The sequence below is a fragment of the Pantoea sp. GL120224-02 genome (assembly GCF_900215395.1).
GTDB lineage: Bacteria > Pseudomonadota > Gammaproteobacteria > Enterobacterales > Enterobacteriaceae > Pantoea > Pantoea communis.
Genome location: NZ_OBEC01000010.1, coordinates 183,180 through 195,665 on the forward strand (window position 1 = coordinate 183,180; position 12,486 = coordinate 195,665).

Annotated in this window: 13 protein-coding genes and 1 pseudogene; 3 read left to right on the forward strand and 11 right to left on the reverse strand. The window is 53.7% G+C overall.

The annotated features are described in order from the left end of the window. Positions 1 to 28: 28 nt before the first annotated feature. From CRO33_RS18610 to CRO33_RS18640, 7 genes are all read right to left on the reverse strand, one after another. Positions 29 to 793 (reverse strand): ABC transporter ATP-binding protein, encoded by a 765-nt coding sequence (locus CRO33_RS18610; protein WP_097119174.1) that lies wholly within the window; start codon positions 791 to 793, stop codon positions 29 to 31. Further along, positions 790 to 1,653 carry an ABC transporter ATP-binding protein gene (locus CRO33_RS18615; protein ID WP_097119175.1) on the reverse strand — a complete coding sequence of 288 codons (864 nt, stop codon included), beginning with the start codon at positions 1,651 to 1,653 and terminating at the stop codon, positions 790 to 792. The genes CRO33_RS18610 and CRO33_RS18615 overlap by 4 nt, the downstream gene beginning before the upstream one ends. After that, positions 1,646 to 2,581, reverse strand: a complete 936-nt coding sequence (locus CRO33_RS18620) for an ABC transporter permease (RefSeq protein WP_097119176.1) — start codon at positions 2,579 to 2,581, stop codon at positions 1,646 to 1,648. Before CRO33_RS18620 ends, CRO33_RS18615 begins: the two co-directional genes overlap by 8 nt. Continuing rightward, positions 2,578 to 3,648 carry an ABC transporter permease gene (locus CRO33_RS18625; RefSeq protein WP_097119177.1) on the reverse strand — a complete coding sequence of 357 codons (1,071 nt, stop codon included), beginning with the start codon at positions 3,646 to 3,648 and terminating at the stop codon, positions 2,578 to 2,580. Before CRO33_RS18625 ends, CRO33_RS18620 begins: the two co-directional genes overlap by 4 nt. 12 nt (positions 3,649 to 3,660) lie before the next feature. Beyond that, positions 3,661 to 5,253, reverse strand: coding sequence for an ABC transporter substrate-binding protein (locus tag CRO33_RS18630; protein WP_097119178.1), 1,593 nt, complete (start codon positions 5,251 to 5,253; stop codon positions 3,661 to 3,663). Positions 5,254 to 5,270: 17 nt separating this feature from the next. Further along, entirely contained in the window at positions 5,271 to 6,698 is a 1,428-nt protein-coding gene (locus CRO33_RS18635; RefSeq protein WP_097119179.1) for a M20 family metallopeptidase, read from the reverse strand. A 121-nt stretch (positions 6,699 to 6,819) separates the two neighbouring features. Then, positions 6,820 to 7,734, reverse strand: a complete 915-nt coding sequence (locus tag CRO33_RS18640) for a LysR family transcriptional regulator (protein WP_058962178.1) — start codon at positions 7,732 to 7,734, stop codon at positions 6,820 to 6,822. Between the two features lie 259 nt (positions 7,735 to 7,993). Here CRO33_RS18640 and CRO33_RS18645 point away from each other — a divergent pair, with 259 nt between their 5' ends. After that, positions 7,994 to 8,566, forward strand: coding sequence for a flavin reductase family protein (locus CRO33_RS18645; RefSeq protein WP_097119180.1), 573 nt, complete (start codon positions 7,994 to 7,996; stop codon positions 8,564 to 8,566). Positions 8,567 to 8,577: 11 nt separating this feature from the next. Here CRO33_RS18645 and CRO33_RS18650 read toward each other — a convergent pair whose 3' ends face one another. Beyond that, positions 8,578 to 9,024, reverse strand: a complete 447-nt coding sequence (locus CRO33_RS18650; protein WP_097119181.1) for a DUF4174 domain-containing protein — start codon at positions 9,022 to 9,024, stop codon at positions 8,578 to 8,580. Positions 9,025 to 9,330: 306 nt separating this feature from the next. Between CRO33_RS18650 and vapB the strand changes: the two genes are divergently transcribed. Together vapB and CRO33_RS18660 are read left to right on the forward strand one after the other, a co-directional pair. Then, positions 9,331 to 9,561, forward strand: coding sequence for a type II toxin-antitoxin system VapB family antitoxin (vapB, locus tag CRO33_RS18655; RefSeq protein ID WP_045815538.1), 231 nt, complete (start codon positions 9,331 to 9,333; stop codon positions 9,559 to 9,561). After that, on the forward strand, positions 9,558 to 9,974 hold the full coding sequence (locus tag CRO33_RS18660) for a type II toxin-antitoxin system VapC family toxin (protein ID WP_097119182.1): 417 nt from the start codon (positions 9,558 to 9,560) through the stop codon (positions 9,972 to 9,974). Before vapB ends, CRO33_RS18660 begins: the two co-directional genes overlap by 4 nt. Positions 9,975 to 10,132: 158 nt before the next feature. Here the strand turns inward: CRO33_RS18660 and CRO33_RS25040 are convergent. The 3 genes and pseudogenes from CRO33_RS25040 to CRO33_RS18675 all read right to left on the reverse strand — a co-directional run. After that, positions 10,133 to 10,271, reverse strand: a pseudogene (locus CRO33_RS25040) (helix-turn-helix domain-containing protein); the annotation flags it as partial. A 212-nt stretch (positions 10,272 to 10,483) separates the two neighbouring features. Further along, on the reverse strand, positions 10,484 to 10,993 hold the full coding sequence (locus CRO33_RS18670) for a GNAT family N-acetyltransferase (RefSeq protein ID WP_097119184.1): 510 nt from the start codon (positions 10,991 to 10,993) through the stop codon (positions 10,484 to 10,486). A 34-nt stretch (positions 10,994 to 11,027) separates the two neighbouring features. Beyond that, positions 11,028 to 12,398, reverse strand: coding sequence for an ISNCY family transposase (locus CRO33_RS18675; RefSeq protein WP_097119185.1), 1,371 nt, complete (start codon positions 12,396 to 12,398; stop codon positions 11,028 to 11,030). Positions 12,399 to 12,486 lie beyond the last annotated feature (88 nt).

Genomic DNA, 12,486 nt, shown 5'->3' on the forward strand with positions numbered 1-12,486 from the left:
CCTCATCGTTTAAGTGTGGATCAGAGGTTCACGCCTCACTCGCCGCCAGAAACTCGCGGGTATAGATTTCCCGTGCTCCGCCCTGACGCACGCTGTCCGCACTGAGTTCTTCCAGCAATTTGCCGTGATGCATGATGCCGATGCGACGGCACAGGTGTGTCACGACCGCCAAATCATGCGTCACCATTAAATAGGTGAGGCTGCGCTGCCGTTGCATGCTGCTGAGTAAATTGAGGATTTCAGCCTGAACTGAGACGTCCAGCGCTGATGTCGGCTCATCCAGTAACAGCACGGAAGGTTCGAGAATGAGGGCCCGCGCGATGGCCACACGCTGACGTTGACCACCAGAAAGTTGATGGGGATACCGATAACGGTAGGCATCGGAAAGTCCGACCGCATGCAGCACATCGCTGATGCGCGCTTCATGGTGGTCCATAGCATGCAGCTTCAGCGGTTCACGCAGACTGGCCCACACCATTTTTCGTGGATGGAGCGAGGCGTAAGGGTCCTGAAACACCATCTGCACCTGGCGATAAAAGGCTTTATCTCGCTGCGGCTGCTGTTCACGATTATTGAACAGAATATGGCCCTGATAATCGTGATTCAGGCCAGCCAGCGCGCGCAAAATGGTGGATTTTCCACAACCCGATTCACCAATCATGCCGTAACACTCTCCTTGTGCCAGCGTCAGGCTAACGTTATCAACCACCTGTCGCCGATGTGCTCCCTGACCGAATGCAATACTGACATCCACCATTTCAATGCTGCGTTGTGCGGTTGGAATGGGATTCATAATGCGACTCCATCACGAAAACAGGGTCCGGTGAGCCAACTGGCATCACGGGTCGGCACACGCAGCGTATCAAGGGGATGATGCAGACGTGGCTGACTGGCAAGTAATGCCTGCGTGTAAGGATGCTGCGCCTGTTCCAGACGTTCGGCACGAATCTCTTCGACAATACGTCCGGCGTACATCACCAGCACGCGATCGCAGAAACGAGAGACCAGATTAAGGTCATGACTGATAAACAGCAGGCCGGTTTGACGCCGCGCCAGCTGTTCATTCAGGATGCTCAGCACCTGCTGGCGCACCGTCACGTCCAGTGCGGAGGTGGGTTCGTCGGCGATGATCAAATCCGGCTCGGGGATTAGCATCATCGCGATCATCACGCGCTGGCCCATACCGCCAGAAATCTCGTGGGGATAGAGGCGTGCCACTTTCGCCACGTCGCGAATATGCACCGATTCCAGCATCGTTAGCGCGCGATCTCTGGCTTCGCTTTTACTCACCCGGCGATGCAACCTGAAGGCTTCCGCCACCTGATCGCCAATGCGCATTAGCGGATTAAGCGAGAAGCGGGGATCCTGCAGGATCATTGAAATACGATTTCCGCGAATCTGGCGCATCTGTTTTTCACTGCTGTTGAGCAGATCTATATCACCGAACTGCATCTGATCGGCGGTAACGCGACCGATTTTGGGCGTCAGCTGCAGCAATGCACGGCAGGTCTGTGATTTTCCCGAACCGGATTCACCGACAATCGCCACTTTCTCACGTCCAACATGAAAAGAGACGTCACGTACCGCGCGGTGCTCCCCGTGCGCGCTGCGAAATACGATATTGAGGTTTTTCACCTGAAGCAGATTATTCATGGCGGATATCCATTACGTCGCGCAGGCCATCACCCAACAGGTTGAAGGCGAGACTGGTGAACAATATTGCTAATCCCGGGATGGCAGCGATCCAGCCATTGTTCAGCATGAATTCGCGGCCGGAAGCCAGCATAGCGCCCCATTCCGGACTAGGCGCTTGAGCGCCAAGCCCCAGGAAACCCAGTCCAGCGGCGGTAAGGATAATCGCCGCCATGTTAAGGGTGACGCGCACGATGACAGAAGGCAGGCACATGGGGATGATATGTCGCACGATGATGTGCCAGGCGGATGCCCCTTGTAAGCGTACCGCGGCGATGTAATCCATCTTACGGATGGCCAGAGTTTCGGCGCGCGCGAGGCGGGCAATCGGCGGCCAGGCGGAGAGAGAAATCGCGATGATTGCATTCTCGATACCAGGCCCCAATGCCGCAACAAACGCCAGTGCCAAAATCAAACTGGGGAAGGCAAGGAAGATATCCACCAGACGCATCAGCACCGTATCAACCCAACCGCCGAGATAACCTGCACTGGTGCCGACCAGTAAGCCAATGGGGGTGATGATCAGCGCGGTTAAGCCTGCGATATACAGTGTGATGCGCGCGCCATACAGTAGACGGCTGTAAATATCTCGTCCCAATTCGTCGGTCCCTAGCCAGTGTTCAGCAGAAAACGGTTGCAGGCGGAAAGCGAGGTTTTGGGCATAGATATCGTGTGTGGCTAACCAGGGCGCAAACACCGCCGCGCCAGCAATGATCAACAGCACCAGCAAACCAAAGAGCGCGGGGTGATTAGCGCAGAAGCGTCGCCACTGAATCCATAGCAGTTGCATGTGCGCCTGAAAAGGTGACTGCGGCGAAGGATCGCGCAGCCAGGCGCGTAAGCTACGCGAAGGGTTAACGCGCATCGATTTATTGACGGAATCGGTCATGCTTCCTCCTGACGCGTACGCGGATCGAACAGACGATAAAGCAGGTCGCACAGCAGATTGATGCCGACAAAAATCGCGCCAATTAGCAATGTGCAGCCGACGACCGCATTCATATCGCCCGCCAGTAAGGCATTGGTCAGATAGCGACCAAAGCCGGGCCAGGCAAACACGGTTTCGGTGAGAACTGCGCCTTCCAGCAGCCAGGCCCAGGAAAGGGCCACCACTGTCAGTGTGGGCACGGCGATATTGCGCAGAGCATGCACCCAAACACATCGCGCCCACGACAAACCTTTCACGCGAGCGGTAATGATGTATTCCTGCGACAGTTGTTCCAGCATGAAGCTACGCGTCATACGGCTGATGTAAGCCAGCGCGCTCAAGCCAAGAATCGACGCGGGCAAAATGATGTGACCAAACACGTTGCGGAACATATCCCAGTTTCCGCTCAGCGCGCTGTCGATCAGCCAGAATCCCGTCACCGGATGTAAATCGAACTCGTAGATAAAATCGATGCGTCCTGGTCCGCCAATCCAGCCGAGCGTGGCGTAAAACAGCAGCAATCCCATCAGACCCAGCCAGAAGTGCGGGGTGGAATAGCTGAGTAGCCCCACGAAGCGGATCAGATGATCGAACCACGTGTTGCGGTACATTGCCGCCAGCACGCCCGCCGGAATACCGAAACCGACGCCGATAATGGCCGCCACTGTGGCCAGTTCCAGCGTAGCGGGGAAGACGCGCGCGATATCCTGCGCCACCGGATGACTGGTGGTCAGAGCGATACCAAAATCGAGGTGCAGCAGTTGCCAGACGTAGTCGGCAAATTGGTGCCACAACGGTTGATCCAGCCCCAACTGATGAAACATCTTGTCGTAGGCTTCCTGACTGGCGTTATCGCCGATGATCGCGACCACCGGGTCGATAGGCAGTAAGCGACCAATAAAGAAGGTCAGGGCAGCTAACCCCAGTAGCGTGCAAACAATCGAGACAAGCCCACGAGCAAGGCGTCTTATCAGACGCCAGCCAGCGGAAGGGGGGTTGTGTGCAACGGGTATCATGACCTGTGACATCTGCCACCTCCGTTATTTACTTGCGGCACCATACCAAACGCGAAAACCGTTCCAGGTCCAGTTTTTCACCGTGGGGCTAATTCCCGCGGTGTTGTACATCTGGAACATGATCGCCATAGGTCCTTTTTGCATCTGCTCATTCTGCAGATCGCCATAGAGTGCAGCGCGTTTGGTGTCATCCGGTTCTAACAGTGCGGTTTCCACTTTCTGATTCATCTGCGGATCGTAATAAGCGGCACGCCAGCTTGGATATTGCGTGGCACGCGCTTCTTTACGATTGTCAGGGTTATAAACCAGACGTGAGGCATTGCCGTAGGCATCGGGCACCGAGGTTTGCCACGCCATCATTGCGCTCTGGAATTCCCGGCCACGTACCCGGCTGAACAACTGCGCGTTAGCCATGCGTTCCAGATTGAGTTTCACGCCGATTTTGGCGGCATTCTGCTGTACGCTTTGCGCGATTGGCGCCGAATGCGGCAGGGTGCCAAACAACACCGCCGTACTGAAACCATTGGGATAACCGGCTTCCGTCAGCAACTGTTTGGCTTTATCCAGATCGAGATGGAAAGGCTGACCTTGTTTGGCATCCAGCGCACCAAACGCCCCTTGTTGAACAAAACTGGCGCGCGGCACGCCGAGATAAGGCATGACGCTCTTCGCTAACCCGTCGTAATCGATCAGATAGCGCATGGCGAGACGGACTTTCTCGTTTTTGAAAATGGGGTCTTCATTATTGAAGGTCCAGAAAAACAGCTGTGGCTTCAACACTTTTTCCACTTTCACTTTGCCGCCCTGATCCAGCGTTTTCAGATCGTCAGCTGAGAGATCGCGGGCGATATCCACATCGCCCTGCGTCACCAGCAGACGCTGAGTGCCGGTTTCAGCCACATGACGAATCAGAATGCGCTTCAGTACCGGCGCTTTTCCCCAGTAGTTCGGGGTGGCCTGGAGCACCACACCTTCACCGGCATTCCAGCGCACCAGTTGATAAGGCCCAATACAGGCGGTATGAGTGGAAAGGTATTTGTGTCCCAGATCGCCATCCACTGCCTGTTTTTCGACTTCTTTGCGGTTAAGCAGGGAAGAGACGTTATTGGCGGCAATCGCCTGGAGCACCAGATTAGTGGGGTAAGCTTTATCGAAACTCATCACCAGCGTTTTGTCATCGGGCGCGCTAATGCGTGAGTCGACGTTATCTTTATCAAAGCCATACTCCTTGATAGCGGCTGCATTGCCGTAGCCCAGTTTCACTACGCGCTGCATCGACCACGCCAGGTCGCTGGCGGTTGCGGCTGAGCCATCGGCAAATTTCAGGTTGTCCTGTAAATGAAAGGTGATGGTCTTGCGATCGGCAGAAACATCCCAACTTTTGGCCAATGCAGGATCGAGTTGCGTTTCATCACTGACGCGAAAATCAACCAGTGTGTCACAGGTGTTTGAATAGATTTCACTGGTGACCACTTCACCAATCTGCGCCGGATCCCAGGTACTGATGGCATCAATGTTCCACGCCATCACTAAAGAATCGGCGGGCGTTGCGGCCTGTGCCGAAGCGCAGCAGGTCGCTGCCAGCGTCAATGCGGCAGTTAACATCTTGTTTTTCATCTATCTCTCCTGAGGCGTTACAGAGTATCCGGGCGCGGTTGAATGGGTGGTTTCACCTCAGCTGGAATAGGGCAGTGATAGGGTTTTTCACTGACCTGCTCGAAATGGGCTTTCTTCATCTGGGCCATCAGTATTTTGTCGGTCAGCACGTCCACCGCCGTCGCGGCCATGAGTTTCGCGACATGGCCCAGCGCTTTGTGTGCGGCCGGCATTTTGCCTTGTGCGGTCAGTTGCCATGAGTGACCAGGGGTTCCAATAGCCATGGTGGGTACGTGCGCCTGCACGGTCGGGATCACCCAACTGACATCACCGACATCGGTCGAGCCAATCATGACCTCTCCGTGGGTATCGAGCGGAATGATGTAATCGCTGAGGGGTTTAGGATCGGCGGGTTTCACACCGGTTTTGCGGTAGCAGTTATCAATCTCTTCCGCTGTTAGCGTGGCCTGAATTTCAGCTGCAAAGGCGAGGTCAGCCTGGTCAAATGGCACCGGACCAAGCGCTTCCAGATTCCGCTGCATCGCTTCTTCTAACGGACGATTGCCAAGCAGGTTGGATACCGCGCTCATGATGCTGATATCCACTTCGGTATCGGTCATGATGGCGGCACCCTGAGCCACGCGCTTGACCCGCTCATTCAGTTCAAACATCGCGTGGACATCGCGCGAGCGAATGGCATAACGCACGGTAGATTTTGCCTGTACCACATTGGGAGCCACACCACCGGCATCGAGGAAGGCGTAATGTATGCGGGAATCTTGCGGCACGTGTTCGCGCAGGAACTGTACGCCAACGTTCATCAATTCGGCGGCATCCAGCGCACTGCGCCCAAGATGTGGAGAAGCCGCAGCGTGGGATGAGCGGCCACGGAAAGCGAAATCCATGCGGGTGTTAGCGAGAGAAAGCGGTTTTGCCACTTCATGATGCGCGCTTGGATGCCAGGTGATGGCCACATCGACGCCATCGAATGCGCCAGCACGCGCCATAAAGGATTTGGCCGCACCGCCTTCTTCTGCCGGACAGCCATAATAGCGAACGCGGCCCGGTGTGCCGCTCTCTTCAAGCCATGACTTCAACGCAGTAGCCGCCAGCATGGCAGCCGATCCCAGCAAGTTATGCCCGCAGCCATGACCATGGCCGTTGCCCGGCAGTGGAGAATAACGCGCCACGCCTGCTTCCTGACTCAACCCTGGCAAGGCATCATATTCTCCGAGGAAAGCGATGATGGGACCGTCTTCACCGGCTTCACCCATCACCGCCGTGGGGATGTCGGCCACGTTTTCTGTGACGCGGAATCCTTGCTGATTTAGCATCGCGGTGTGTTCAGCCACCGAACGATACTCGGTATAGCAAATTTCCGGCATGCCCCAGACGCGATCGCTCAGTTCACAAAATACCCCTTGATATTCTTCTACCCACTTCCAGACTAACGCTTTGTTTTCCATGATAGTCCCCAGCTTGGTTGGTCAGGTTTTCGTCTCTCTGAAGCCCCAGCATGGAGTAAATCATCAGCGTAAGGCCAATGAGCAATTCACACTCCCCATTCCAAAACGGCATAGTTTTATGTCAGGCCGCATTAGCCGTCTCGCTGGCACATGCTCGCAGCCACAGTTGTTCAGCCTGAGAATTTTGCAGAATCGGTTGACGATAGAGCCGAATCGCCAGCGACATATCCCAGCTGCTGTCATCGGCGCGCACTAAACTGCCGCTGGCCAGTTCTTCATGTACCAGACTCAATGGCAACCACGCCACGCCGCCACCGGCCAGGACCATGGCTTTGAGATTCACCGACATACCATTTTCATATACCGCTTCAAGAGGAAGCGGGCGTTTGCTGAGCATTTGCGCCAGCGCATGAGCAAAGAAGGTATGTTGTCCATAACTCAACCACGGAATCGGACCGCCATCCGCGCGCACCGGATAGAGTGGCTTGCCACTGCTATCCGGGCGACACACGGCAATGGCACGCTCACGGCCCAGTTGCACCATGGGATACGCCGCCAGCTGATGTATTAGCGACACCGCATCGTGCGCGTAAGTCAGTAGAAAATCGGTTTCACCGCTGTGTAAGGTGGAGATGTGCTCAGCGAAAGTCGGTTTTTGATTACACAGGCGGATATAGCTGAGATTGGGCTGCAGATTTAATCGCTGTATCCAGTCAGGGAAGAACGTCAGAGAAAGGGTATTTAGCATCGCAAAGCGTAATACCGCAGTGCGCGAACTGTAGCGCTGGTGCAGATCATTGCGCAGATGCGACATGGAAAATACCGTTTCGCTGGCGGTCGCGAGGAAGGTTTGTCCCTCTGGCGTGAGCGTAACCGGATAGGTTTTACGATCGAATAACGGCACACCCAGCCACTCTTCCAGTTGCCGGATGCGCCGACTGAGCGCCGATTGCGTGATATGCCGCTCATCCGCGGCACGGGTAAAACTATAACAGCGTGCAACACTGAGAAAATCTTCAAACCATTTCAATTCCATAGCAAAGACCTCTTTGGATGAATGGGAAAGCAACGTCAGCGGTGGGAAACCTTTTGTTACACGCAAGAAACGCGCCAGGCTTAATTACAGCGGTACAGGCACTGGCACAGCTACGACGCCGTCATAAACGCTTAAGATGGAGCAACCACTGCACTCGTGGGGTGCAGAGGATTTGCCCTGATGATGGCTGGAGATTGGCAAAGTCGAATTGACCAGGCGACAATAAAGGCCTTTGAAGTTTAAGCGATGAAATGAATCTATGAATGCCCATATTGAATCTGTTGAGCTGGAAAAAGCCTATCGCCTGATCAACCATGGCCCAACGACATTGGTTTCCTCCCGCCATGACGGGATTGACAATGTGATGTCTGCATCCTGGGTATGTGGATTAGAGTTCAAACCGGCAAAATTGACGGTTGTGCTGGATAAATCCACCTTCACGCGTAAGTTGATTGAGCAAAGCCTGAAATTCGTTATACATGTCCCAACCGTCAGCCAGGCGCAGATGGTTCATTATCTCGGTACGCATTCCCGCGCTGAGCAGTCAGATAAGCTAGCCACAGCTGGCGTCGAGTTCTTCCAGTTACCGGAAAGTCATCTCCCTTTGGTGGTTGGCTGTGCGGCCTGGTTGTACTGCGAGTTGATACCTATCGAACAAAATCAGATCGACCACGATTTGTTCATCGGTGAAATCAAGGGTGCCTGGGCGGATAGCCGGGTGTTTAAAGAAGGGCGCTGGTTATTCGAGGACGCACCAGACGAGATGCGCAGTTTGCATTACATCGCGGGGAAACGTTTTTATAAAACGGGCTCACTGCTGGATGTCGAGTGAACCCGTCCAATTCATTCATTGAGTTTGGCCTGGCGCATGGGCATTTTATCAATGGTTGAAAGCAACACCTCAGTATTAAGAGGTGTTGTTTCACGTAGTTTCATTCCACCATCTTTTCCAACCAGCACCACTTCAAATCCTTTCGGATTGAGTTGTTTACGCAAAGTACCATTAGCTGTGGGTGAAGTATCACTGAACACAATGATATCGCGATCGGCCAATTCTGCTTTCTGCTTCTCCAGCATCACTATCTGCGCGACATAAGCAGGATCTGTTTTTGATGGGGCAAAGATCACCAGAGGGCGATTGTGCCAGCGATATTGAGTCAGGTCTGAGACCTTCGGCGATAAAGGCTGGAACAGGGGCTCTTCAGCCGCACGAACGTTGTTAAGGCTCATTATTGAACAAATGGCCAACAGCAGCATTGGCGTCTTCAGCAGTAAATTCGTCTTCGACATGATGGTTTCCCCGGCAGGTTAAAGATCGCGTACTACCAAGGTTAGTGGAACCGCGCGCGTGCGTAGGTTACTTCACGTTTCTTTACCCACAGAGGTAAAAATGAAAACAAGAAATGTCTTTCGTGTTGCTAATGTCACCCGGAACTTAAGGCTTCGTATGTCACATTCTGATGTTTTTTAAAGAAGAGAACAGGGCATATACATATGTCAAAGCTGGGCATATACTAGACATATGCTGAGTGATAAAGCTCAAAACATAAAGCCGGAGACGGCACCGTGCCGGAAGTCCGTTCAGGAGGATTGATCATGCGAACTGTTTCTGTATTTAAAAATGGCAATAACCGCGCCATTCGTTTGCCACGCGATATGGATTTTGAAGGGGTGAGTGAGTTAGAGATTGTCCGGGAAGGTGACAGCATCATACTGCGTCCCGTACGGCCGACCTGGGGCTCATTTATGCAGCTTGAGAAAGCGGACCCGGATTTTATGATGGATCGCGGGGATGTTGTCAGTGATGAGGGAAGATTTGATCTGTGAACAAAACCTACATGCTGGATACTTGTATATGTTCGTTCATTATGCGCGAGCAACCAGAGGACGTGATCAGACGGCTTGAACAAGCGGTGCTGCGCAACCATCGCATTGTAGTTTCGGCTATTACTTACGCAGAAATGCGCTTTGGTGCTATTGGAAAGAAAGCCTCGCCGCGTCATGGTCAACTGGTTGACGAATTCTGCGCCCGACTTGATGCGATTGTGCCCTGGGATCGGGCGGCGGTGGACGCCACCGCTGTAATTAAGGCCACCCTAAGCGCAGCCGGAACTACGATAGGCCCAAATGACACGGCGATTGCCGGCCATGCCATTGCGGCCGGCGCTATCTTGGTGACAAATAATACCAGGGAATTTGCGCGGGTACCGGATTTGGTGCTTGAAGACTGGGCGAAGTAAGCCGCTTATCAATCTCGGAAAGTACCTGAAGCATTTCTGCGGTAATTTGTGGGCAAAACCCACGTAATTTTCACGTAGCAGCGTCAGTATGTGGTGGCGCAGACTCTCATCGATGCGATGTGTGCCGGGCTTTCCACTCCGTGCATCGGTAAGACCGGCTGCACCAGACTCGCGGTAGCGCTGAAGCAGGCGACGACAATGCCGGTCGGAAATACTGAGACGCTCAGCAGCGAGGTGGGTTGTCAGCCGCCGGTCGACAACGTCCTGAATAACTTTGACGCGGTTAATCTCTTTCAACGTAAATACCCCTCCACGGCAAGCCTCCCGGTAGTTTTACTGACTGAAAACGACTCTGTGAGAGGTACCATAACGCGGTCATGTTTATTGAGCCACAAGCGGACATTACTATTGGGGTGCTACAATCAATGTTAAAGCTAAGCAGAGATGACCGGGTTCAGGCAAACCTGAGATGTCCGATTTATGATGTTATTATCCTGGTCGAACGACCGCTATATTTTCCTGCTAAATACTGCGCTCAGCCCCATGCCATCGTTATCATCATAGATTTCCAAATATATGAATCCTGTTTTCTCTAAGACTCTTATTGATGCAATGTTTTCTGGATGAGTTCTGGCTATAACCTCGATAACATTCTCAGGTAATACAGTGTTCTCAATAATTCCATTGACAAATTCAGTCGCATATCCATTTCCCCAAACATCGGGGGTGAACTTGTAACCTAAACTAAGAACCTCTTTCCCTCTGAATCTTTTAAAAGAAAAGCCGCCAAAACCAATAATGCAATCTTCATCTGAGGTCATGCTAATTGCATGATTCCCAATGTCTTTAGCACTCCAGTGTTCTATCCATGTGTTCAGCACTGACTGAGAATGTTCGATATTGGGAAACGGAGGTAACGGGTTATAAGCATTATTCTCAACATCTCCATATATACGAAATAATGCATCCACATGCCTGTGTGAAACTTTTCTGATTATTAGATTTTTAGTTCTGATCATATTTTTATGCTCAAGGAGTTAATCCATCAATTAATTACGGGAGGACTTCAATAGCTTCAAGAAGGTCATCCTCATTAACCGCCCGTTGCCGCTTTTTAGTAGGATCTTTCTTCGCGCTCCTGCGGCTTGGTCCGTGACCGGCCGGGAGGCCCTGAGACCGCGTATTATCACGCTTGTCTTGCATCAGCTTGGCCACGGCCAGCGCGTGTCCAAGCCGTTTGTTGTCAACGATCGCACCCTGGTCAACTTCAGACAGCCGGTCGTAGGCAGAGTAGGGAAGCACCGTGCCGTGACTCCTGAGTTCAATGCGACCATCCGGGTACTGCCAGGCATCCAGATATTTACCCATCGCGCGGCGGCTGTCATCGTTATCCTCAAGCAGCAACAGCATTTTATCGTAGCGGACCGTCAGCGCTTTCGAAACCTTGCGCGGTTCGCGCCAGGTAAATATCTGGTTCAGGTTGTCGTCTGCATCGAGCGGACGGTGAACGTCAAAATCATGCCTCGGTGCCTTCGCGAAACGCCGGTTGTAGTCCGCCATAAACTCAGCGGCAAAGGCGTTAGCCGCGTCAGGCGTGCTGATGTCACGCAGCCTGAGTTCCTTGACCAGCCGATCCTGCAACGTGAGGTGTGCACGCTCCACGCGGCCCTTGGCAGAGCTGGTGTTGGCGCAGATGCCGGTGATGTTCAGCTCGTTCATCGCGCGACCGAACTGCGTCTGACCGTCGCCGCCAGCCGCATTTTTATTGTTGATGCGGAACACGCTGGCCTTGTCGCTGTAAAATGCCAGCGGCTTGCCGTGCTGCTCCAGGTAGCCGCGCGTGGCTTCAAAGTAGGTGAACGTGGACTCGGAGCGGACGAAATGAATCTGCATCAGGCGGCTGGTCGCGTCATCCACATAAACCAGCAGCGTGCAGGCCGGGCCGCGTTCCTCGAACCAGCGGTGATCGCAGCCGTCGATCTGTATCAGCTCGCCGACACAGGCGCGCCGGTAGCGGGGTTGCTGAATCTTTGGGACGCGATGCCTGCGCGGGATCCAGAGTCCTGACTGCATCATCAGCTTGCGTACGGTCTCTTTAGACAGCGTCACGCCGTGCAGCTCGGCCAGCTTCTCGCAGGCCAGCGTCGGACCAAAGTCTGAGTAGCGCTCGCGGATGATCTGAACCGCACGTTCAGCAAGGCCTGCAGGCAGCTGATAGTTGCTGGGCTTACCGCGCCGGCGATCAGCCATGCCCAGCGGACCGTCTGTACGATAGCGCTGAAGCAGGCGACGACAGTGCCTGTCGGAAATACCGAGACGCTCAGCAGCGAGATGGGTTGTCAGGCGCCGGTCGACAACGTCCTGAATAACTTTAAGCCGGTTAACTTCGTTCATCGTGAAAAACTCCGCACCAGAAGCCGCCATGTCAGGATCCTCAGCAGGTAGCCCGAAGCGGCCAGGTAAGCTTAGCTCAGAACGGCCAGGTTAGCTTTGCCTCCATAATCAAAGTGCG

Bases quoted from the DNA above. Each gene is read 5' to 3' on its own strand.
- CRO33_RS18615 (WP_097119175.1), bottom strand. From the start codon at position 1,653: ATGAATAATCTGCTTCAGGTGAAAAACCTCAATATCGTATTTCGCAGC.
- CRO33_RS18645 (WP_097119180.1), top strand. From the start codon at position 7,994: ATGAATGCCCATATTGAATCTGTTGAGCTGGAAAAAGCCTATCGCCTG.
- CRO33_RS18650 (WP_097119181.1), bottom strand. From the start codon at position 9,024: ATGTCGAAGACGAATTTACTGCTGAAGACGCCAATGCTGCTGTTGGCC.
- CRO33_RS18640 (WP_058962178.1), bottom strand. From the start codon at position 7,734: ATGGAATTGAAATGGTTTGAAGATTTTCTCAGTGTTGCACGCTGTTAT.
- CRO33_RS18675 (WP_097119185.1), bottom strand. From the start codon at position 12,398: ATGGCGGCTTCTGGTGCGGAGTTTTTCACGATGAACGAAGTTAACCGG.
- CRO33_RS18620 (WP_097119176.1), bottom strand. From the start codon at position 2,581: ATGACCGATTCCGTCAATAAATCGATGCGCGTTAACCCTTCGCGTAGC.
- CRO33_RS18630 (WP_097119178.1), bottom strand. From the start codon at position 5,253: ATGAAAAACAAGATGTTAACTGCCGCATTGACGCTGGCAGCGACCTGC.
- CRO33_RS18670 (WP_097119184.1), bottom strand. From the start codon at position 10,993: ATGATCAGAACTAAAAATCTAATAATCAGAAAAGTTTCACACAGGCAT.
- vapB (WP_045815538.1), top strand. From the start codon at position 9,331: ATGCGAACTGTTTCTGTATTTAAAAATGGCAATAACCGCGCCATTCGT.
- CRO33_RS18625 (WP_097119177.1), bottom strand. From the start codon at position 3,648: ATGTCACAGGTCATGATACCCGTTGCACACAACCCCCCTTCCGCTGGC.
- CRO33_RS18635 (WP_097119179.1), bottom strand. From the start codon at position 6,698: ATGGAAAACAAAGCGTTAGTCTGGAAGTGGGTAGAAGAATATCAAGGG.
- CRO33_RS18610 (WP_097119174.1), bottom strand. From the start codon at position 793: ATGAATCCCATTCCAACCGCACAACGCAGCATTGAAATGGTGGATGTC.